The 22,220-nt window shown below is 52.7% G+C and carries 20 protein-coding genes; 9 read left to right on the top strand and 11 right to left on the bottom strand.

Annotated elements, in window-relative coordinates; all coding sequences use genetic code 11:
- Window positions 1-20: 20 nt before the first annotated feature.
- The 3 genes from CHL76_RS09160 to hflX form a co-directional block, all read right to left on the bottom strand.
- Window positions 21-416: a MerR family transcriptional regulator gene (locus CHL76_RS09160; protein ID WP_094908400.1), complete on the bottom strand. Its 396-nt coding sequence runs from the start codon at window positions 414-416 to the stop codon at window positions 21-23.
- A 187-nt stretch (window positions 417-603) separates the two neighbouring features.
- Window positions 604-1,821 (bottom strand): methionine gamma-lyase family protein, encoded by a 1,218-nt coding sequence (locus CHL76_RS09155; protein ID WP_233133305.1) that lies wholly within the window; start codon window positions 1,819-1,821, stop codon window positions 604-606.
- An 11-nt stretch (window positions 1,822-1,832) separates the two neighbouring features.
- Window positions 1,833-3,122 carry a GTPase HflX gene (hflX, locus tag CHL76_RS09150; RefSeq protein ID WP_094908398.1) on the bottom strand — a complete coding sequence of 430 codons (1,290 nt, stop codon included), beginning with the start codon at window positions 3,120-3,122 and terminating at the stop codon, window positions 1,833-1,835.
- A 109-nt stretch (window positions 3,123-3,231) separates the two neighbouring features.
- Between hflX and CHL76_RS09145 the strand changes: the two genes are divergently transcribed.
- The 8 genes from CHL76_RS09145 (at window position 3,232) to CHL76_RS09110 (ending at window position 11,001) form a co-directional block, all read left to right on the top strand.
- Window positions 3,232-4,191, top strand: coding sequence for a tyrosine-type recombinase/integrase (locus tag CHL76_RS09145; RefSeq protein WP_158219133.1), 960 nt, complete (start codon window positions 3,232-3,234; stop codon window positions 4,189-4,191).
- Window positions 4,192-4,869: 678 nt separating this feature from the next.
- Window positions 4,870-5,193, top strand: coding sequence for a hypothetical protein (locus CHL76_RS09140; protein WP_094908396.1), 324 nt, complete (start codon window positions 4,870-4,872; stop codon window positions 5,191-5,193).
- 79 nt (window positions 5,194-5,272) lie between these two features.
- Entirely contained in the window at window positions 5,273-5,509 is a 237-nt protein-coding gene (locus CHL76_RS09135; RefSeq protein WP_094908395.1) for a hypothetical protein, read from the top strand.
- Window positions 5,509-6,414 carry a universal stress protein gene (locus tag CHL76_RS09130; protein ID WP_094908394.1) on the top strand — a complete coding sequence of 302 codons (906 nt, stop codon included), beginning with the start codon at window positions 5,509-5,511 and terminating at the stop codon, window positions 6,412-6,414. Before CHL76_RS09135 ends, CHL76_RS09130 begins: the two co-directional genes overlap by 1 nt.
- A gap of 198 nt (window positions 6,415-6,612) precedes the next feature.
- A complete protein-coding gene (locus tag CHL76_RS09125; RefSeq protein ID WP_094908393.1) occupies window positions 6,613-7,839 on the top strand; it encodes a GTP-binding protein in 1,227 nt (408 codons plus the stop codon).
- Window positions 7,820-9,004 carry an NAD(P)/FAD-dependent oxidoreductase gene (locus CHL76_RS09120; RefSeq protein WP_079476405.1) on the top strand — a complete coding sequence of 395 codons (1,185 nt, stop codon included), beginning with the start codon at window positions 7,820-7,822 and terminating at the stop codon, window positions 9,002-9,004. The genes CHL76_RS09125 and CHL76_RS09120 overlap by 20 nt, the downstream gene beginning before the upstream one ends.
- Window positions 9,005-9,081: 77 nt before the next feature.
- Window positions 9,082-9,909, top strand: coding sequence for a metal-binding protein ZinT (locus CHL76_RS09115; RefSeq protein WP_079476404.1), 828 nt, complete (start codon window positions 9,082-9,084; stop codon window positions 9,907-9,909).
- A gap of 45 nt (window positions 9,910-9,954) precedes the next feature.
- Window positions 9,955-11,001 carry a metal ABC transporter solute-binding protein, Zn/Mn family gene (locus tag CHL76_RS09110; protein ID WP_094908392.1) on the top strand — a complete coding sequence of 349 codons (1,047 nt, stop codon included), beginning with the start codon at window positions 9,955-9,957 and terminating at the stop codon, window positions 10,999-11,001.
- A gap of 56 nt (window positions 11,002-11,057) precedes the next feature.
- Here CHL76_RS09110 and CHL76_RS09105 read toward each other — a convergent pair whose 3' ends face one another.
- Both CHL76_RS09105 and CHL76_RS09100 read right to left on the bottom strand, forming a co-directional pair.
- Window positions 11,058-13,613, bottom strand: a complete 2,556-nt coding sequence (locus CHL76_RS09105) for a heavy metal translocating P-type ATPase (RefSeq protein ID WP_233133304.1) — start codon at window positions 13,611-13,613, stop codon at window positions 11,058-11,060.
- Window positions 13,603-13,974, bottom strand: a complete 372-nt coding sequence (locus CHL76_RS09100; RefSeq protein ID WP_079476402.1) for an ArsR/SmtB family transcription factor — start codon at window positions 13,972-13,974, stop codon at window positions 13,603-13,605. Before CHL76_RS09100 ends, CHL76_RS09105 begins: the two co-directional genes overlap by 11 nt.
- A gap of 250 nt (window positions 13,975-14,224) precedes the next feature.
- Between CHL76_RS09100 and CHL76_RS09095 the strand changes: the two genes are divergently transcribed.
- The gene (locus CHL76_RS09095; RefSeq protein ID WP_094908391.1) at window positions 14,225-15,565 is read left to right on the top strand and encodes an alkaline phosphatase; all 1,341 of its coding nucleotides are present in this window, start codon (window positions 14,225-14,227) and stop codon (window positions 15,563-15,565) included.
- Between the two features lie 117 nt (window positions 15,566-15,682).
- Here the strand turns inward: CHL76_RS09095 and CHL76_RS09090 are convergent, their stop codons facing one another.
- From CHL76_RS09090 to CHL76_RS09065, 6 genes are all read right to left on the bottom strand, one after another.
- On the bottom strand, window positions 15,683-15,970 hold the full coding sequence (locus tag CHL76_RS09090; RefSeq protein ID WP_079476400.1) for a hypothetical protein: 288 nt from the start codon (window positions 15,968-15,970) through the stop codon (window positions 15,683-15,685).
- A 473-nt stretch (window positions 15,971-16,443) separates the two neighbouring features.
- Window positions 16,444-16,662, bottom strand: coding sequence for a hypothetical protein (locus CHL76_RS16835; RefSeq protein WP_143745440.1), 219 nt, complete (start codon window positions 16,660-16,662; stop codon window positions 16,444-16,446).
- Window positions 16,663-16,858: 196 nt separating this feature from the next.
- The gene (locus CHL76_RS09080) at window positions 16,859-17,893 is read right to left on the bottom strand and encodes a zinc-binding dehydrogenase (RefSeq protein WP_079476398.1); all 1,035 of its coding nucleotides are present in this window, start codon (window positions 17,891-17,893) and stop codon (window positions 16,859-16,861) included.
- 196 nt (window positions 17,894-18,089) lie between these two features.
- Window positions 18,090-19,820, bottom strand: a complete 1,731-nt coding sequence (locus tag CHL76_RS09075) for a sigma-54-dependent Fis family transcriptional regulator (RefSeq protein ID WP_079476397.1) — start codon at window positions 19,818-19,820, stop codon at window positions 18,090-18,092.
- A 68-nt stretch (window positions 19,821-19,888) separates the two neighbouring features.
- Window positions 19,889-20,884, bottom strand: a complete 996-nt coding sequence (pdxA, locus tag CHL76_RS09070; protein WP_094908389.1) for a 4-hydroxythreonine-4-phosphate dehydrogenase PdxA — start codon at window positions 20,882-20,884, stop codon at window positions 19,889-19,891.
- On the bottom strand, window positions 20,881-22,170 hold the full coding sequence (locus tag CHL76_RS09065; RefSeq protein WP_094908388.1) for a four-carbon acid sugar kinase family protein: 1,290 nt from the start codon (window positions 22,168-22,170) through the stop codon (window positions 20,881-20,883). Before CHL76_RS09065 ends, pdxA begins: the two co-directional genes overlap by 4 nt.
- Between the last annotated feature and the right edge of the window lie 50 nt (window positions 22,171-22,220).

Raw genomic sequence — 22,220 nt, 5'->3', positions numbered from 1 at the left:
GGAAAAAGTTAATCCCGCTGTTAGTCGAAAAACCGCGACAGCTGCCCCTGAATCATGGACGGACGCGAGTATTTGCCTGCCATCATTACTTCCTTGCGGAGGTGCTTGCGCAGTTCGCGGTCGGTCATATCGTGACTTCTTGGTGCTTTTGGCTGCTTTGGTTCCTCGGAATACGTTTTTAACTCATAGATTTCCTTGATGCCTGAAAGGTTCACGCCCCGCTCCATCATCGCTTTGATTTCAAGCAGACGGTCCACGTCGCGAAAGGAAAACAACCGCTGGTTGCCTTCGGTCCGTGTCGGAAACACCAGGCCGTGTTCTTCGTAGTAGCGAATCTGCCTTGGGGTGAGTTCCGTCAGCTTCTGGACGATCCCAATCGGAAATAAAGGGGTATTCCGGCGTACATGATCATTCATGCGTTACGCCCCCTTTCATTGAAACTAAGTATATCGTACATGATGTAAGCTTTCCCGTCAAGTTCATGTAAGCTATTTTTACATCAAAATTTTCAGAACTTATTGTATCTTTACCTATTCTCGCCTATTCCCCGTCAAATGTACAGAAAAAGCAGTCCCTCTTTCGGAGGACCTGCCCGTCTGTCGCTTATTGGATCGTTTTTAACGCTTCGCTAACGGCAATTTTCACGTGCGCATACGTTAATCCGCCCTGCACGAAGGCCGTATACGGCGGGCGGATCGGCCCATCGGCGGAAAGCTCGATGCTTGAGCCCTGGATGAACGCGCCGGCGGCCATGATCACCTCATCGCTGTAGCCGGGCATCGCGCTCGGCTGCGGCGTGACGCCGGAGTCGACCGGGGAGTACTGCTGCACCGCCTGGCAGAACCGGATCATTTTGTCCCGGTCGCCAAACTGCACGGACTGGATCAAATCGGTCCGCTCCTCCACGGAGGCCGGTGAGGCCTGCAGGCCGGCGTCCTCCATCAGCGCCGCGGTCAGCACCGCTCCCTTGTGGGCTTCCGCCACGACGTGCGGCGCGAGAAACAGCCCCTGAAACATCTCCTGGAGCATGCCGAGCGTCGCACCGCCTTCGAGGCCGATACCGGGCGCGGCAAAGCTTGCCCCCGCCCTTTCAATCAGGTCGCTCCGGCCGGCAATGTAGCCCCCGGTGCGGGTAATGCCGCCGCCCGGGTTTTTAATGAGCGAGCCCGCCATCAAATCCGCGCCGATGTGGCCTGGCTCCGAGGTTTCCACAAACTCCCCGTAGCAGTTGTCCACAAACAGCACGATCTCCGGGTACGCCTGTTTCAGCTCCGCCATGTACTCCTTCATTTCCTCCAGGCCGATCGAGGGACGGTCATCGTACCCGCGCGAGCGCTGGAACGCAATCACCTGTGTGTCCGGCGTGACCGCCTCGTGCACGGCACCCATATCTACAGAGCCGCCGGCAAGCGGCACCACGTCGCAGCCGATGCCCCATTCGTTCATCGTCCCTGCTTCACTTCCGTCGAGGCCGATGACCGTCTTCAGCGTGTCGTACGGCGTGCCGGTGGCATACAAAAGCCGTCCGCCGGGACGCAGCGCCGCAAACAGCGCCGTGCTGATCGCGTGTGTTCCGGAAATAAACTGCTGGCGCACGATGGCCGCCCCGGTGCCGAACACATCGGCATACACCCGGTCGAGCACCTCGCGCCCGGTGTCGTCGTAGCCGTAGCCGGTAGAGTGCTGGAAATGAAACGCCGACACGTTGTGCTTCCGGAAAATGTCGAGCACCCGCTGCTGGTTCACAAGCTCCCGTTCCGCAATTGCTTCAAGCTGCGGCGCAATCCGGCGTTCGGCCTGCTGCAGCTGCTTTTGTTCCATCATCTCACGTGTCATCGGGCCCCGGCATCTCCTTTAGCATACTGCTTGATTTCCCGGTGGATGGCCTGGTCGCTCTGCACATAACCGGAAAGGATCCAGCTTTCATTTTCTTCATCGAGCGTTTCCTCGCGCACGATCGTTTCGTGCTTGAACCGCTGCATTACGTGCCCATCGGCGAGCGGAATTTCCACCTGGTACGGCTGAAGCTGCTCAAGCAGCAAGCTTTCCATCGATTCCCGCAAACGCTCCACGTCTTCGTTCTTCCGGGCCGAGATGGAAATCGAGGGCTTGTCCGCCGCTACGACCGGCTCGTCTTCAACGGCGTCGCGCTTGTTTACGACCGTGAGCGCCGGAATATGGCTTGCTTCAAGCTCCTTTAACAGTCCGCGTACTGTAGCCGCCTGCTCGGCCGCCCGCGGGTGCGAGCCGTCCATCACATGGATCAGCACTTCTGCTTCCTTCACTTCTTCAAGCGTCGCCTGAAACGCCGCAATCAGCGCGGTCGGCAGGTCCTGAATGAACCCGACCGTGTCGGTCACAAGCACCTCGAGGCCTGACGGCAGCTCCACCCGGCGCGTGAGCGGATCGAGTGTCGCAAACAGCGCGTTTTCCTCGAGCGTATCCGCTTCGGTGAGCGCGTTTAAAATCGTGGATTTGCCGGCGTTCGTGTAGCCGACAAGTGCAAACTGCAGCACGTTCTTTTCCTTGCGCCGTTCGCGGTATTGGTCGCGCCGGTTTTTGACCTGCTTGAGCTTTCTGCGGATATCGTCCATCCGCTTCTGGATATGGCGCCGGTCGGTTTCAAGCTTCGTTTCCCCGGGGCCGCGTGTGCCGATTCCGCCGCCGAGCCGGGACAGCGATTCGCCCTGCCCGCGGAGGCGCGGCAGCATGTAGTTCAGCTGCGCAAGCTCCACCTGCATTTTCCCTTCATTTGATGCCGCCCGGCCGGCGAAAATATCAAGTATCAGCTGGGTGCGGTCAATGATGTACAAACCGGTCTGGTTCGTAATTGTGGAAATCTGACCGGGCGAGAGCTCATCGTTAAAGATCAAAAGATCTGCCCCCTGCTCTTCGGCGGTCGCCACCGCTTCCTCGAGCTTTCCTTTCCCGACGTACGTTTTCGAATCAAGCGAACGCCTGCTCTGCGTCAGCACAGCCGTAACCGTGCCGCCCGCCGTCTCCACCAGCTGTTCAAGCTCGGTGAGGGACGCTTCAAACGTCGCCTCATCGGTATCATCCTTGTGCACCGCAATTAGTACAACCCGTTCTTTATCTACCTGTTGGTTCTCAAAATCCTGCAATAGTTTAGATCCTCCTGTTTTTCCTGTCCTCTACATACTATAATATGGGTTAAGTGCCAAACAAACAAGCCGCGATGCTTAAACGACATACGAAGCAGGAGGAATGATGATGAATTTGCAACCCGAGCTGCTTCCGGACGGCATGCAGGCCTTTCTTTCCTTCCTGCAGTCCCGGGGGCGCAAACCGAGTACGCTGAAACGCTACGAATACGACCTGGCCGACTTTCACCGGTTCATCGATGTGGTGCTCGACGGTGAAGAAGCGGCTGTCACCCCTGGCGATATTACCACCTATTTCCATATTCTCGTCGAGGAGCGCCACTACCAGCTCCGGACGCTCAAACGCATCCAGACCGTGCTCGTCCGCTACTTCCGCTTTCTGCGCGACACGCAGCGGATTGCCTCCAACCCGATGGCGGAGCTGCCGGTCGACGACAGCGTCTGGAACGTGCTACAAGAGGAGGAGCTGATTACCCCGAAGGAAATGAAGCAGCTCATGGATACGCTCGAGTCCGACTCCGGGCTGTCCGACAAGCAGCAGGCCGTGCGCCCGATGCTCGCTCCGCGAAACATTGTGATTTTAAAGCTGTTTTACGACTACGGGCTCCGCATGCACGAGCTCGCCTCCATCCGGATCGAACACCTGCATTTGACCCGCGGCGAGCTTAACATTACCGAGGGCAACCCGCGGACGCTCCAGCTGACGAAGGAGCTGCAGAAGCAGCTGTACTATTACCTCGACGTGATCCCGCAGGCCGTGCGCCCGTCCTTTGACGGCGAGCCGCTGTTTGTCGCATTTGATTTTCAGCGCCAGACGTACCGCTGGAGCTATGAAAACGACCAGCCGAAAAATTTAACCGAGGTGGCGATCCAGAAAATGATCCGCGAGGAGCGCAAGCGCGCCGGGATTGAACGGGCGATTTCCGCCACCCATTTCCGCAACAGCTACATCGTGCGAGAGCTCGAAAGCGGCGTGTCTCCGGAAGCACTGATGGACCGGCTCGGCCTGCAGTCGATGCTCACGCTCACTAAATACATCCGCTACGTGAACGAAGAAGCTGCCGGCTGAGCTGGCAGCTTCTTCTTCATTTAACGTTCCCGGTTTTGTTCCTGCTTTCTTTCTTCTTCTGCAAACGGTCTCACTTCCTCCATTGGCAGCCGATGAATTGGCTCTGTCCCGTATGAAGTGCCACTTCGCCCCGGAAAAACGGGCCTTGTTCTGGTTCGGGAAACGTATTTTATTTTAACGATAATAACGGAAACAAGCGCTCAAGCTTCATTAAAAAGCGCTCCGGCTAAGCCGGCAGGCGCTCGTTAATGTTTCATAAAAGCATCATGCCTTCCATTACTTGAAACGCCTCCTCTGCGACATCGTCCTTTTTACTGTTCATTGGCTGCTGTATTCATAAAACATGTCATCGTTTTTATACAGGCCGCAGCTTTTCTTGGTAAACCATTTCCTCTTTCACTGCTGCTTTTGCCTTTCACGCCAGGCATTTACGGGGAAATTACATATCTGCACGAAAGCTTCGCCTTGCAGTCATTATTATTTTTTGTATGCATTTAGTCGTGAGTAAATACTGAAGGACTTTGTAATGATGCAATTACCTATTTTACGTGTATACTGGTAATTGTAGAGGTACTAAGACCCTGGTATTTTTTACTTTATTAATGTATCCATAATTCATTTATTTTACTGTTTCCGCTTGCCGGCAATTTTGAATAATTACTGAAAGGAGCACGTTATATGGGCGTATCGGCACGTACCCGCCCGGTTGAACCTTTTCAGGCAGGACAATACTCTCTCGTCCGTTTCGTGTATCTTGCTGCAAATACGGAGGAGCCGAACAAGCTGTGGTTTATCGGCAGCGCCATGGAGCTTCAGGAGGAGCTTTTTCTGGAGCATTATACCGAGGTCAGCTTTGAATTAGGAGATGAAATCCGTTTCCGGCAGCGGGTGATGAACGTGGTAGCCATTGAATCTGTCCCCCTCGCTGCGCCTGCTGCCTATGGGGAAAAAGAGAGATTGATTACGTACTATGTTGCCTCAGAACACTTTCCTCTCATGTAGTCCCTTCCTAAGCTTTTTTGTACCGCCCTGCTGTGTTGTTCCTGTCATGAAGCCTGTATTCTATAAATGGAGGTGCATGATGAAACAGTTAATTAGGCGTATACACAAAGCCGCCCGCTCGTATTCTGTGGTTGATTTTGGTGTGCTGAAATTCTGCTTATTTACCATCGGTCTCTGGACAGGCATTTTGTATGCACGGCGCCTGCATGCAAAGCTTCGGTGGATACAGGCTGCCTCCCTCACTTCCTTAGCTTATGTTCTCTATACTACGTTCCGTAAATTGTGCAGCGGGGAAAAAGAAAGGAATGAATCCTAATGCCTCTTCCCTACCGCCGGATACTCGTCGCCCTCGATGGTTCACAAGAATCAAAAGCCGCCCTGGCTAAAGGCATTGAGACGGCTCTTGCCCACGGCAGCACGCTCGCCCTTTGCCATATTGTTGATTACCACAGCATCAAAGAACTCAGGAAACAGTACCCGGATTTAATGCTTCACGCCCTAAACAAGCAGGGAAGCGCGATCATCACCCAGGGAAGAGAAACAGCCGAAAGCGCCGGCATCCACCATGTCCGCATTTTCATTAAAGAGGGTCTCCCCAAAACCGTTATTGCCGGAGACATTGCAGCATCGTTTCAGCCCGATCTGATCATTGCCGGCGGCTCCGGGGCCGGCACCTCCGGGAAAAAGCGCTTCGGGAGTGTGTCTGCTGGCATTGTCCGCCGCGCTTCCTGCGACGTCTGGATTGTTAAAAACAGTGACACCACAGCCGTTTACCGCTCGCTGTTAATTGCCGTCGACGGCTCGGACGCCTCAAAAAGTGCCTTTCATGCCGGAATGAGCATGGCAGCCAGGCTCCAGAGCCGCACGCAGGTCGTTTATGTGCTGAACACCCAGTCATTATCATCGCTTGAACCCTATACAGAAGACATCATCAGCGTGTACCAGGAGCGAGCCGGCGAATTACTCCAGGAATACCGCGCATTAAACAAACTGGAAAACTATGATCTTACCTCCGTGCACTACTCGGTGGAATACGGGACGCCGAAATCGATGATCCCCGAAGTAGCAGCCGGCAAATATCAGGCGGATCTGATTGTTGCCGGGGCCTCCGGCATGGGTCGGACCGAGCGGTTTTTGCTCGGCAGCGTTTCTGAAAATACCGTCCGCCGCGCTTCCTGTGACGTGCTCATCGTGCGAAATAATTACCGTCCAGGACCGTGAGCCCTCCTCCCTAGGTTCCTACTTTAATTTTTTTAAGCCGATCCCCTTTCCGAGGGGATTTTTTGTTTTTCATGGAAATAAGCTTCATTTAAAAATTACAGACAGGCGTTGACAGACATAAAAATATTTTATAAAGTAATAAAAGTATACAAATCGTAACAATTACGATTTATGTTTATGTATGAGGAGGAGTCCAGTATGTCTTCACCGATACCGGTAACGGTGCTAAGCGGCTATTTAGGTTCCGGAAAAACGACCCTGCTGAACCATCTGCTGCACGAGCAGACGGAGTGGATAGTAGCCGTCATTGTCAACGATATGAGTGAAATCAATATCGATGCCGGCCTGATTGAGCGGGGCAGTATGCTTTCTCGCACGGAGGAAAATCTGGTGGAAATGTCCAACGGCTGCATCTGCTGCACGCTGCGGGACGACCTGCTTCAGGAAGTTCAGCGGATCGCTGGGCAGGGCGGCGTGGATTACATTTTAATCGAATCCACCGGCATCAGCGAGCCCATCCCGGTCGCCCAGACGTTTACATACGAGGATGAGGAGTCAGGGATCGACCTCAGCGGAAGCTGCCGCCTGGACACTATGGTCACCATGGTAGACGCCGCACGCTTCTGGTCGGATTACACATCAGGCGAAACGCTCTTGGAGCGCAGCCAGGGCGCGGCAGATGACGACGAGCGGGAAATTGCCGATCTCTTGATTGAGCAGATTGAGTTTTGTGATGTATTGGTAGTAAACAAAACGGACCTTTTGGAGCCGGAGCAGGTGCATCGTTTAACAAGCATGCTGAGAGCTCTTCAGCCAAACGCCGAAATCATTGAAACGGCTTTTGGCCGTGTGGCCCCTTCCAGCGTGCTCGGCACCGGGAAATTTTCGTTTGACGAAGCTCTGCAGGCGCCCGGCTGGCTGCAGGAGCTCGAGCAGGAACATGAGCCGGAAACGGAGGAATATCATATCTCTTCGTTCGTTTTTCGAAGCCGGATACCATTTCATTCTGAGCGACTTCTTGAGTACCTCGAGGCCTTCCCCAGGCAGGTAATCCGGGCGAAGGGCATCATCTGGTGCATCACCCGAAATGATACGGCGCTGTTACTTTCCCAGGCTGGCATGTCGATTCAGCTTGAGCCGGTGTCGTACTGGGTCGCCTCCCTCCCTGACGGTCAACAGCAGCGTACGCTCGAGGAGCAGCCGGAATTGAAGGCCAGCTGGGACCCGGTAACCGGCGACAAGTGCACCGAGCTGGTGATTATCGGCCAGCATCTGGACCAGCAGCAGGTGATCCGGGAACTGACGGCGTGCCTGTTGACCGAGGAGGAACAGCAGTCGGGCGAAAGCGACTTTCACGACCCTTTCCCCTGGCTCGTTTCGCCGCATCATCATGTAAATTCCGGAGATGAACATCCGCATGCTTGACTGGATCATTATCGGTGCCGGCATCCACGGATGCACGACGGCCGCCCACCTGGCATACGCCGATCCTTCGTTAACACGGGACAAACGACTGCTTCTGATTGATTCGGGCCCCGGGCCGTTGTCAGCCTGGAATACGATGACCGAACGGGTAGGCATGAAATACTTGCGTTCCCCTGGCGTCCATCACCTTCACCCTCGTGTGCGGGATTTATTCAGCTTCGCAAAACGTAATCATTACTATTCAAGTCATTTTTCCGGTTCCAGCAAGAAACCCTCGGTCTCCCTGTTCCGCCATCATTGCGCTAAGGTAATCGAAGAAATGGACCTTACGTCCTGTTTCGAACAGGCTCACGCTTTTAACATCGACCGCTGCGGTGCTTATTGGATGGTGGACACGGAGCGGGGAACGTTGTTTACGAAGCGTGTCGTCCTCGCTACGGGCACTAAGGAGCATTGCTCTCTTCCTTCATGGCTCCCAGCTGCAGATCAGGGTGGCGCCTGTCATATTCATCAAAAGCAGGAACCGGAACCTGTTCGTCCGCCAGCCACTGTCATTGGCGGCGGCATGAGCGGTGTTCAGAAGGCTCTGGATCTCAGCCGCCGCTTTCCGGGCCAAGTTACCCTCGCCCTCCGCCACCCGCTTCGCGTGTGGGAATATGATGCTGCTCCTGAGTGGATGGGCGGCAAATATCGACAGGTTTGCAGAAACACTTCGACATTTTCCGAACGCCGGCACGCCATCACCCGCGCCCGCCGGTCCGGATCGATTACGAAAAATCTTTACCGCCAGGTGCAGCGACAGCAGGGCCTTGGTCGCCTTGAAGTCAGGCAGGATCCTATCCGCCGGGTCACTTCTCGCCAGTCTCACTGGCTTCTGCACGGAAGCGCTGCGACATGGGAGGCCCGGGCCATTCTTTGTGCCACCGGCGACCAGTACCACCCAGCCCAGAATCCTCTTCTCTTCCGGCTAATCAACTCGTGCCAGCTGCCGCTTGCCCCCTGCGGCTACCCGGCACTTGCCCCGTATTCCCCTGTTTGGGCCAGGGGATTGTATGTCAGCGGACCGCTGGCCGATTTAGCGATCGGGCCCACCGCCCGAAATATTGCCGGAGCCCGCACCGCGGCTGCATGCATTCAACAGGAAGCCCAGCATGCCTGCACGTAGTACATGCATCTAGTAAGCTATTATATTTTTATTTATTAAATCGTAATGAATACGATTAACTACAAGGAGTGGTAATGATGAAGAAATTTCCAGTAAAAGGGTTAAGTGCCCTGACCGTCAGCGCGATGCTTATCACCGGCTGCGGCAATTCCACGGAGGAAAGCTCGGGGAGCGGTGACTCTTCAGAATCACAGGAACAGAGCCAGGAAAGCTCCGGAGAAGAAAACCAAAGCAATGAGCAGGAAGAAAGTAACGATCAGAACGAAAGCAGCAATGGTAATGAAGAAGAAAGCCATGACCATAGCCATGACGAAGAAAGCCATGATCACAGTCATGACCACAGCCACTCCCAGGACGCCGAATCCCAGCGCATTTACAACGGCTTTTTCTACAATGATGAAGTAGAAGACCGCCCTCTTTCCGACTGGGCCGGCGAATGGCAGTCTGTTTATCCTTATTTGGAAGACGGCACGCTCGATGAAGTATTCGCCCACAAAGCGGAAGAAGATGGTGAAATGACGCAGGAAGAATACAAAGAATATTACGAGGAAGGCTACCAGACCGACGTGGATGAAATTACTATTGAAGAGGATGGCACCGTTTCCTTCATGAAGGACGGAGAAGAAATGACCGGGCGATACGCTTCCGGCGGCCATGAGATTCTGGAATACGAAGCCGGCAACCGCGGCGTTCGATTTGTCTTCGAATTAGAAGAAGGCGACGAAGGAATGCCTGAATACATCCAGTTCAGCGATCACAGCATTGCTCCGACCGACGCCGGGCATTACCACCTTTATTGGGGGGACGATAACGGTGAGTTGCTGGAGGAAGTCGAAAACTGGCCGACCTACTACCCGTCAGATATGAATGGCGAAGAAATTACTCATGAAATGATCGCCCACTAATTATCTCTCAATCAGCAAGCTGTTTACAGAAAGGATCGAGTATAAATGAAAAAACAAACTGCACTAGGTGCTTCTATACTTGCCGGCGCTGTCCTGCTTCAGGCCTGCAGCACGGGAAACGAAAACCAGCAAAACGCTTCCGGGGATAATAACGAAGACCAGCAGGCGCAAAACGAAAAGCTGGACGTTTACACCACCCTGTTTGCCTGGGAGGACTTTGCCAGACAAATCGGCGGCGACTATGTGAATGTTGAAAACGTCGTTCCACCCGGCTCCAATGCCCATTCCTTTGACCCTACTCCCCAGACGCTGACTAACATAGCCGAGGGCGACCTGTTTGTTATGACCGGAAGCGGCATGGAAGGATTTGCGGAAGAAGCGAAGAGCACGGTCGAAGGCCAGGACGTTTCCGTGCTCGAAGTGACCAATAACATGGATATGCTGGAAGTCTCTGAAGGACATTCGCACAGCCACGGCGGAGATGACCATAGCCACGGTGAAGAAGGACACAGCCACGGCGAGGAAGGCCACAACCATGGTGAAGAAGGCCACTCGCACAGCCACGGCGGCGTAGACCCTCACGTATGGCTGGACCCAGTCCGTGCCCAGCAGGCTGCTGAGAGCATCAAGAACGAATTAGTGGAACAAATGCCGGAGCAGGAAGAAACGTTTGAAGAAAACTACCAGGCCCTGGCGTCCGATCTTGAAGACGTTGACCAGGGATTCCAGGACGTAGCTGACAATAGTGACAGCAATCAGTTTATCGTCTCCCATGCGGCTTATGGCTATTGGGAAGAGCGGTACGGCTTCGAACAAATTCCTGTCAGCGGCATCAATGCCCAAGACGAGCCTTCCGTAAAGGAAATCAACGAGATTGTTGCTACAGCAGAAGAAAATAACATTAATACCATCCTTTTGGAACAGAATATTCCTTCTCAAACAGCAGAAACGGTACAGGAGGAAATCGGCGCGGATGTCGCCTACCTGCATAACCTGTCCAGCGTCATGGAAGAAGATATTGAAAATGATGCCACCTATGTTTCTTTAATGAAAGATAATATTGAAAGCCTCGACCAGGCACTGAATAACTAAACAGCAAAAAGCCAGACGGGTCGCCCGTCTGGCTTTTACATTTATATCGCGGCGAGCTATCCCCGCAGCCGGAACAACCTCAGGCTGTTCGCCACCACGATAAGGGCGGCTCCGGTATCGCTCAGCACCGCCATCCAAAGCGTCAGCAGGTCCGGCACGATCAGCGCCAGTGCAGCCACTTTAATCAGCACCGCAAACCAGATATTCTGCTTAATAATGCGCAGCGCTTTCCGGCTGAGGCGGATCGTATACGGAAGCTTTTCAAGGTTGTCCGCCATCAGGACAATGTCTGCCGCTTCCATCGAGGTGTCAGCCCCGGCACCGCCCATGGCAATGCCGATATCGGCGGTGGCAAGCGCCGGAGCGTCATTGATGCCGTCTCCGATCATGCCGACCCGCCGGCCTTCCTGCTGCAGGGTGCGTACGGCTTTTGCCTTATCCTCCGGCAGCAGCCCGGCCATATACCGATCAATGTTTGCCTGGCCCGCAATTTTCGCGGCAGTCCCTTCATTGTCGCCGGTAAGAACGGTCAACTCGCGAATACCGTTTTTATGAAGCGACTGTACTGCTCCCGAGGACATCGGGCGGATTTTATCGGCTACGCCTACATAGCCCAGCACACTCTCCCCGTCGCCGACCAGCACAACAGTCATGCCTTCATTTTGAAGCTGTTGGATTTCTTCTTCGTATTTTTCTATCTGGACGCCCTTCTCTTTCAGCCACTCCGGCTTTCCGGCAGCATACGATTTGCCTTCAATCGTACCGGCCACCCCTTTCCCGGGCTCTGCATAAAAGTTTGTTCCTTCCCGGGAGGCCACTTTCTGTTCTCCGGCGTACGCTGTAATGGCACGCCCGATGGGATGGTTCGAATACGCCTCCAGGGTCGACGCCACCGACAGCAGCCGGTCCGCGTCGCCATCTGCCGCATACACTTTTTCCACGACCGGTTTTCCTTCCGTGAGCGTCCCAGTCTTGTCAAAGGCCAGAGCATTCAGTGTACCGGCGGCTTCAAGAAAGGCCCCGCCTTTAATCAGCACGCCCTGCTTAGCCGCATTGCCGATGGCTGAAACGATGGCGACAGGCGTTGAAATGACAAGCGCACACGGGCAGGCTACGACAAGCAGCGCCAGGCCCCGGTACACCCAGTCGGACCAGCCTCCAAAACCAATGGCCGGCGGCACCACAATCACCGCAATAGCAGCAGCAAACACGATCGGCGTATAAATCGCCGCAAACCGGTCCACAAAGCTCTGGGTCGGCGCCTGCTGCTCCTGCGCCTCTTCCACCAGATGAATGATTCTGGCAAGCGTCGTATTTTCCGGTCGTGCCGTCACTTCTACCTCCAGGCTTCCATAGTCATTCAGCGTACCGGCGTATACCGTATCTCCGGAGGCTTTATCGATCGGAAGCGACTCCCCGGTAATCGGGGACTGGTCAATCATGGAGGTGCCTGCGCGGATAGTGCCGTCCAGCGGAATTTTTTCTCCCGGCTTAATCAGCATCGTCTGTCCTATCCGGACTTCCTCTACCGGACGCCGGACCCACGTGTCTCCTGTTTTCACCCAGGCTTCCGCCGGGGCCAGATCCATCAGATGGCTGATCGATTTGCGCGTTTTCGCGACGGAATACTGCTGCAGCGCATTCCCCAGCGCAAACAGCCAGACGACCAGGGCCCCTTCAAAATATTCTCCGATGAGCGGAGCGCCGATGGCGGCGCCCATCATGAGGACATTCATATCAAGCGACCGGCTTTTGATAGCATAATAGGCACTTTTCGCCGGCTTGTAGCCTCCGACCACAATAACGGAAAGATACAAAAGAATCGAAATGAGCGCCGGAGCCGGCGTCAGTGAACTGGCAATACCGGCGAGCAGAAGCGCCCCGGAAACAATTGTGTTCGTCATTCCGCGGAGCGGGGAAGCCTCCGGCTGCCTGGAAGAAGAGTCTTCTTCTGTGACAGGAGCCGCTTCAAACCCAAGCCGCTCGACCTCACGTTTCACGGTATCCCGGGAAAGCTGGTGGTCGATGACCATTTTTCCTGTCGTAAAATGCACCTGCACATCCCGCACGCCGTCGAGCTGCGCAAAATGTTTATTCACCGTGGCCGCGCAGGAGCCGCAGTCCATGCCGTAAATATTATAGGTCTCGCCTGTATCCGCTGCCGGCACCTGCGTACTGTACCCGAGCCGCTGCACAGTGTGCTGAATCGCTGCCGGAGCCACGGTCCCATCCGTGGATACCTGCATACTGCCGGTAGTGTACTGTACTTTTGCCTCCTGGACACCTGCCAGGCGCGAAACGCCCTTCTGCAGCGTCGCTGCACAGGAGGGGCAGTCCATCCCCTCTACCTGGAAGGTATACGCATTTTCACCGGCATCAAAAGCTTCCGTTTCCTCTTCTTCTTCCGTCGTTGAGGCCGGTGTGCAGCAGCTGTCCTTCTCGGCTTCCTCGTTTGAACTGCAGCAGGACGTTTCTTCGACCGGCGTCAGCTGGATGGAAAAAGAACGCGAAGCAGACGGCCGGCTGGATTCTTCTTCGCTGCAGCAGGAGCATCCTTCCTTTTTTTCTTCTTCGGTGGTTTTTCGTTCAAGGGTCTCGTCTTTAAACGCCAACTGACGTCTCCTCCCTTCCCGGTTCCATGCCCCCGAGCAGGTGAGAGATCTGGCTGCCGGAAAGAGTATAGAAAACCAGCTTCCCTTCGCGGCGGTAGGTGACAGCACCTGCCTGCTTCAGAATCCGTAAATGATGCGACACGGTGGCGGTCGAGGTTCCCAAAATATTTGCCAGGTCACAGCCGCACAGCTCCCCTTCCACGCTGAGGGCGTAAGCTACTTTGTAACGGGTTTCGTCGGCAAGCACTTTAAACCACTGGGAGGCACTCCGCGCATCCACCTGCCCGACCTGTGTCTGGACACGGGACACCTTTTCCGGGTCGTAGCAATATATATCACACTGTTCCGTTGTTTTAGCCATTAAGATCTTCCTTTCAATTTAACAATTAAATGGTTGTTTAATTGAATCCTATACCTATTTAAGCAAACAGTCAAACAATTGTTTAATTGACAGCGCAAACTGTATTCAATTTAATTATGAAGCTTTTGGCTCCGGTTCCATTATTTCCTTTACACGATGTTTAAATGACTCTAACATTCACTTCATAAATTCTATTTATAGTAAGGGGCGTGGAGTTATCCACGGTTACAAACATATAGGGGGTCATTGAATGAAGAAGTGGAAGCGTTCAACGAAAGCGGCTGTACTACTCGGGGCCAGCAGCCTTATTGCTGGTACTGCCGCGGCGTCGGAAAACGATGATGCAGACACTGCAGCCAAGGAAAATTCGAAGCAGGCATCGGAAGAAACGGAAGCGGAAAACGTCATCCTCATGGTTCCAGACGGGTTTTCGGACAGCGTGTCGAAAAACTACAGTCTTTATAAAGACGGAGAGCCGGTATGGGAAGAACGCGACATGACGACCGGCAAAGTGGACACTTCCTCTGCCGATTCTATTATTACGGACTCTGCCGCTGCGGGGACCGCATATGCTACTGGTGAACGTACTAACAACGGCATGATCAGCACAACGCCGGATGGCGAAACAATGCCTTCCATTCTGGATAACGCCGCTGACATGGGCAAATCTACTGGACTTGTCGCAACATCGACGATCACTCACGCGACCCCGGCCGTTTTTGCTTCTAACGTAGAAGACCGGAACAATTATACAGAAATCGCGAAACAGATGGCAGAAAACGAAAATTTGGACCTGATGTACGGCGGCGGACGTGAACACTTCCTGCCGGAATCTGAAGGCGGCATCCGGGAAGACGGAGAAAACTATGTGGATAAAGCCATTGATGCCGGCTTTGAATATGTAGAAACCGAGCGTGCGATGGAAGAAGCTGAAGGCGACCGGATCATGGGATTGTTTGCGGATGACGCTATGAACACTTCCATGGAGCAGAGCCCGGTGCAGCCGTCCCTTTCCGAAATGACCTCCTCGGCCATTGACCATTTATCGCAGAACGAAGACGGCTTTTTCCTGATGGTGGAAGGCAGCCAGATTGACTGGGCCGGCCACGCCAACGACCCTGCATGGATGATGTCTGATACCGAAGCTTTCGAAAAGGCCGTGGAAGAAGCGACAGCTTACTCGGAGGAGCATGAAGATACGCTCGTCGTTGTAGCGAGTGACCACGACACGGGTGGAAGCGCCAGCGAAGCCACCGAAGAAAATCATCCTTCCGTCCTGAAAAACGTAAAGGCGACGGGAGCGGCGATGCAGGAGCAGGTGCTTCTCGGCGACGAGGAGCCTGCCGAAGTATTTGAAGAGCATACCGGCATGACGATGACGGGCGAAGAAGAAACCATGGTGGAAGAAGCAGAATCGCTTGAGCTTGGCTTTAACCACGTGTTAAGTGAACGTTCCGGCATTGACTGGACAAGCACGGATCACACCGCTGTAGACATTACCGTTTATGCAGAAGGCCCGGGAGAAGAAGCATTCTCCGGAAACTTGAAGAACACGGAAGTCTTTGACGCAATGCAGCAGGCGATGAAATAACGAAAATTACCACGAAGCGGTCTCCGGCATGGGGACCGCTTTTTGATAATAAAAAAGCAGAGGCCCCCTCATCCGGAGTCTCTGCATATAACTCAGCTCATATAAGCATGAGCGCCATTAATTATCAAAAGCCCATTTCCACTTTTTCAGCCGCAGCTTCACTCGTTCGAGGAGGGTGCCTCCTTTATGGGAAGCGGTTTGAGGCTTTTCCACCACATCGAGGAAATTCCATCCGCCCCTTCCGTTCTCTGCATAAATCCACTGGGTTTTCTTATCGTAGTAATAGCGGAAGCCGTCATTGTCTTTCAAATGAAGCGACCGCTCCCCTTCCATTATAATGTGTAAGTATCCGTCACACGTTAACATAATGTCGTCCAGCGTAATATTTTCGCATTGGTCCTGCATAAAAAAATACCCCTTTCCATAGCACAAGCTTCTCCAGTGAAACCATGCGTTTGATAGTACTCAGTGACGCCATGGCTCTTGTGCTTGTCCTGCCCCCATACTTGTATTTTTGCGGCGAATGCCTGCTTTCATTTCCCCCATCTGCCAACTCCGCTGCCTGTTCTCTAATATCTTTATATATAACCCCGGAAGACGATAAGTAAACGTAATAATGATTGCAATGTATTTGTCCGGGGCCGGGCAGGGAATTTGCCAGTACGAATCAACGCTTGGACCTGCGGGCATGAAAGTATTTTCCAGCCGGCTGTGGAACTTACTGCTCAGTATTTTTATATACTCTCACAGGTCCATATGTAATTTCAACAATGCACACTTGAAAATTATCTGCAAATGATAAAGCTTCTTTTCTTTCCTACTGCCGCAACGATTAGAGAAAGCACGGCTAGCTGCTGCGGCTGCTTTACATACAGGTTTTAGCGCTTCCCGCCGGCTCTATTTACTGTCCAGTAAACAGCCCCGAGCGACAGCAGCGGCGCAAGCGGCAGCAGCAGTCCGCCTCCGGCGACATACAGCAGCGGAGCTGCCACGCCCAGGCTTCCGGTAAACACCGCCATTCGCGCACGCTTCCTATGCCCGTACATCCATAGGCCAATGCCTGAAAGCGCTATACAAAGCAATAAAAAGGTAACCATACATACTCTCCTTTGCTGGTAAATATTACTGCAAAACGTTTGCAATTAATGCCCTTATTTTTATGGGGAACATTGGTGTATCTTTTCTTTCTGTGCTGTCGGTTTGAAACGTTATCCGGGCACACTTATCGTATTATATAAAAAGCAAAGGGAAAACACAATTTGATGTGTTTTCCCTTTGCTTTTTATATATATTTTACGGTTTGACCAGTACTTTAAGTGCTTCGCGGTCATTCATCGCCCGGTAGCCTTCCGGAACGTCGTCAATTCCCATCGTGACGTCAAACACGCGGCCCGGATTGAGGGAGCCGTCCAGAATGTCCGGCAGCAGTTCGTCCATATAGGCACGTGTCGGAGCGGGCCCTCCCGTGAGCGTAATATTGTGCCTGAAGAGACTCGCAAAGCCTACCCCTGCCTCTTCGTACTGCGGCGCGCCCACACGGCTGATCACGCCGCCGGGACGGACAACGCCCACGCTCATGTCATAGGCCGGCATCAGCCCGACACACTCCAGCACGACGTGGGTGCCTTCCCCATTCGTCAACTCGTGGACTTTGGCAATGCCTTCGTCTCCACGCTCGGAAACAACGTCGGTGGCACCGAATTCCACTCCGAGGTCGGTACGCTCCTTGTGGCGCCCCATTAATATGATTTTTCGGGCTCCGAGCTTTTTCGCCGACAGCACCGCAAGCAGTCCAACGGCTCCGTCGCCTACTACGGTGACGGTGGTGTTTTCGTTTACGCCGCCCATGACTGCGGCATGGTAGCCGGTGCCGTAAACATCCGAAATCGTCAGCAGGGACGGAAGCAGCGGCGAATCATCACCGATCTCGTCCGGAAGCTTAAACATGCTTCCCTGCGCCTGAGGTATGCGTACGTATTCGGCCTGGCAGCCGCTCATAAATCCGCCGTTCACACAGGATGTCTGCAGGCCTTCCTGGCAGTACGGGCACGTGTTGTCTCCATATGCAAATGGCACCACGACGAGATCCCCCTTCTTGAAGTCCGTCACGCCAGAGCCCATTTCTTCGATTCGGCCGATCACTTCGTGGCCCATCGGTTCGCCTCCGCCTTGTTCATCGGCATGCATATGGCGGTACGGATGCAGGTCGCTTCCACAGATACAGGCAGCGACGACTTTCAACACGCTGTCTGTCGATTCCTCGAGCTGCGGCTTCGGTACGTCTTCTACGCGGACGTCGCCCGCTTCGTACATGATATTTGCTTTCATAGCTGAGTCCCACCTTGTCATTAATATGTTTGTTCTTATCTTCACTTCTCTGCAATCCCTGGAGAAGTGATGCATTCAGTGTAACCCGTACAGTCCGCTTTAAAGCAAGGAAAAGGCTTTACGCTTTTTCCCATAAGAAAAAACACCCCCATTGGTGGAGGTGCTTGTCTATTTCTCATTATATGAATTTTATTTTTCAGCCTTTAAGCTTGCGCCATAACGTGGACCGGTTAATATCCAGCCTTTGGGCCGCCCGGGTCTGGTTCATGTTTTCTTCCTGCAGCACCAGGTTGATCACTTGCTTCTCGATGTTATCCAGTGACTGATTCAGGTCCAGCAGTTCCCTGGCGCCATATGCGGATGCTGGATTAGTTTGAACGGCTTCCCTGGAAATGTACGGGCCTTCGGAATTTTTCACTCCCATTTCAACCATTTCCTGCAGTTCGTGCAAGTTCCCAGGCCAGCGAGAGGATTTCCATTCCAGCAAAAGCCCGCTTTCCACTCCCACCACCTGTTTTCCGTATTTTGAATTGTTTCTGGCAATGAAGGTGCGTATATACTCAGGCAAATGCTCAATTCTCTCCCGTAAAGGCGGAAGCGAAAGCACGATGCTTTTCTTTTGAAACTTTTCCTGAAGCAGAGGTTGGTTGGTGTCTGCAGCAGCAAAAATAATTACCGCCACAGAATCAAAGGCAGCCTCAAAAAGCTGTTCCAGCCGTTCAGCTGAAAGTGCCTCCCAGTTTTTCATGTAAAACGTTCCGTTCCCCGATAAAATCATCGCTTCGAGCCGCTTCATCGCCATTTCATCGAAATCTTTGTCCAGTATTACTTCCCATTGATTTTCAATATAGTTATTACGATAATGATGCAGGGCAGCAGCAATGGAACGCTTCCCTGTACCATTTTCACCCTGGAGAAAGTATACGGATTCCGTAAACTTCTTCGCCCGTTCCACAATGGAACGTACCCGCTCATCAGCTGTCGAAATTTGGCCAAAGGAGACAATGTCTGACTGAAGCGGCTGAATAACTAAACCGTTTTGTTCCACCCTGTATCTGTTTTCATCACTGATTTTCAGAAAATAAAGCCTTTCTTTTCCTTCAACTAAAAATTCCCCTTCTGCAATTACACTGCGTCCATTAATGCTAAAGTTTTCCTGAAGGAAGGCGTAATTCAGCATTTTTTGATGTAAGCTCTGTAAAATATCGTTTTTATCAGCATAATTACTTGCATGTGATGTTAATTGAAACAGGTTTAAAAAAGGCTGGTTGGCAAACATTAATTCTCCTGTTTCTTTAACAAGGGCAATACTTTCCGGTAGATGCTCCAGCAGATGGTGATAGCTTGTGTTCATGGCTTCCTGGTAAAGCAGCACGCTCCCGACTTCCTTAGCCTGAACCACAGCCTGTTCCACCGACTCCGGCCCGGAGGTGATCATGATTCCCTCCAGTCCAAAACGGCGGGCGGTTGTTAAAGTTACCGTGTCTCCAATGATAACTTGAATATTCCGGCTGATGGCATTTTCTACTGCCTGCTGCACTTCTTGAGAGCTGTGAATAACCTGATAGGAAATGGATATGCCAAGCAGCTCCGCCACCTGATTCACCCCATGGCAGACATTGGGGAATCCAATCAGCTCTATAGGGTCCTTCGAGTCTTTGAACAAAAGCAGCGTGCGCAAAATATCGTAGCCGGAAACATCAATTTCCACCACGGGCAGAGAGGACCGTTCACGCAGAATTTGCGCTGTCCCTCCCCGGCTGATCAATACATGATAACCCAGCTCCTCCAGACGCCGGGCCGGCTCCACAGCCTCCTCCAGGTCTGCTGACTCTACGTTTATCCTTACTTCCTGGTGAGAAGCACTAATCCTGGTTGCTACTTCCTTTAAGCCTTCATAAGGAGCTATAATTCCTATTTTCAACATTTGCTTACTCCCTTTAATGCAATTTTCTTCATATTTTACACGAAAAAAGGCACACTATGGAGAATGAATTATTTAGGAGCAAGCTCCGCTGCAATGGTGAGCGCCTCCAGAAGACTGCGCTCATCCGCGATATTTTTTCCGGCTATGTCAAAGGCCGTGCCGTGATCGACCGACGTGCGTATGACGCCGTAATTGAGGCCAACCGTAATGTTCACCCCGGCCTCCAGGCCCAGTACCTTCACCGGCGCGTGGCCCTGATCGTGATAACACGCCACGACGACGTCAAAATCGCCGCGTCCCGCACGGAAAAATAAAGTGTCTGCTGGATACGGCCCTTCCACATGGATGTCTTCCTCCTGAGCTTTTTGAATACCCGGAAGCAGCTGTTTTTCTTCTTCGCCGTAGCCGAATAATCCGTTTTCCCCGGCATGCGGGTTAATGCCGCACACGGCAATTTTTGGCTGGGTAACACCGGCCTTGGAGAGCGTGTGGTGAGCTAGACGAATCACATTATACGTGCGTTCCGGCGTTATCGCTTCAATGGCATCCTTCAGCCCCAGATGGGTCGTTAGATGAATCACCTTTAGATTGGGAGCAGAAAGCATCATGGAATAATCCTCTGTTCCGGTCAGGTCCGCAAGAATTTCCGTGTGCCCCGGATAATTGTATCCTGCCCCCTGAAGAGCTTCTTTATTTAACGGCGCTGTACATATAGCATCAATACGCTTGGCCATGGCCAGCTGCACGGCTTTTTCCAAATATAAAAATGCATGCTTTCCTGCCTCAAAGGATAATTGCCCAAATAGAAGACCCGGGTCCAGATTTCCTACCTGGATGCAATAAATGACGGCCGGATCCGCTTTTGCTTCCGAGGGCTCCGATATCGACACCACCGTCTGGCCGGTGCCCGTTATTTTTATAACATCCTCTAAACGTCCGGTGTCACCAATTACCACGGGCGTGCAGTAGTCATAAACCGATGGGCCTGCTAAGGCTTTGACAATAATTTCCGGCCCTACGCCTGCCGCATCTCCCATCGTGATTCCAATAACTGGCTTTGTCATGTTAAAATCTCTCCTCTCAGCATTTCGATCGCATGCACGAATGTTTTTTCCGTCCCAAAAGCCCCTGCCTTCGTTATGGCGAGCGGATGGTAATATCCGTGCAGCCGTCCCAGGGGGATCCCCGGCTCAAACTCCTGGATCAGTTCAAATTCTGTACTCTCGAGCGAAAGACACACTGCTTTCGCTACGTCCCCGCCCGTCATGACGACCGCATCAAACGTATTAATATCGAACACCAGGCGAGTTAATTTGCCTAAACCTTCGGCAATTGTTTTCGTCGCTTCCACCATGGGCATATTTATCTCTTCTGCTTTATTTTTCACGTTCTCTACAGCCTCTGGCGTGGTATCCGTCGAAATAAGCATCACTGGATGGCTGTGCTCCGAGACCGCCTGGAGCACTTCTTGGATGGAAGGATTGGATTGCCACCCTGGGTTTAGAAAAATCTCCGGAGGCACCGTCCACCCGGGATAATCCGCCTCGAGGTGAGCTTTTTGTTTTTGGGTAATATCACTCCGGCTGCCAGCAACAACCAACACGGATTCGCACTCGTGCAGCCGGTCTGCTTTTCCGGCTGATGATTCGCTCCCGCTTAAACGATAAATCTCGGGTAAAAATTTCATTATCCCCGCAGATCCTGCCCAGATGAGGTCATATCCGGCAGCTGCAAGCGCACGGCTTTGATTTACCATCTGCTTCTCCGTTTCCCCGTCAAAGCTGAGATATACCACGCCCTCCGTTTTCAGGCGTTTCAGCAGTGCCGGAAGCTCCACGGAGGATAGTTCCCCTTCCGTAAGGTGATACGCTTTATTACTGCTTTGTGCCTGAAGGAGATCGATGACTGCTGAAGAAATGACGCTCTGATTCGGAAGCGTAGATATCCCGGTCTCTGTTAAAGATTTGCCGTTAACATATAAATCCCCGTTTAACACCCTTCTTCCGTTCTCGGGATATGCGGGGTTCACCAGAATAAAATCCGGGGAAAAAGCCTCATACAAGGCGTCTAATTCTGTTCCAATGTTTCCTCTCATCGTAGAGTCAATTTTTTTATACATTAATTTCGGAGGGCTTTCTGCCAATGGACGGACAGCACCTTTGACGGTCCGGTAGGCGGATGACAGAGTCATTTCCCTTGAATCTGTGTCAATAATAAGCGCTTCTTTATGCACAAACGCATTTGTATCACTTGCATTTACAGCCACCGACGGCCGGTAGCCGTACCGGGCGCACTGCACCCCGGAGTCATTGGCTCCCGTTAAGTCATCAGCCACAATACATATATCCATATTAAAATCACCTCGTCTGGCAAAAATAAGAGGACTTCATGTTTTGAAAT

Origin of the sequence: Marinococcus halophilus, assembly GCF_002265875.1 — a bacterium.
GTDB classification, from domain to species: domain Bacteria; phylum Bacillota; class Bacilli; order Bacillales; family Marinococcaceae; genus Marinococcus; species Marinococcus halophilus.
This window is presented reverse-complemented; position numbering and strand designations above follow the sequence as displayed.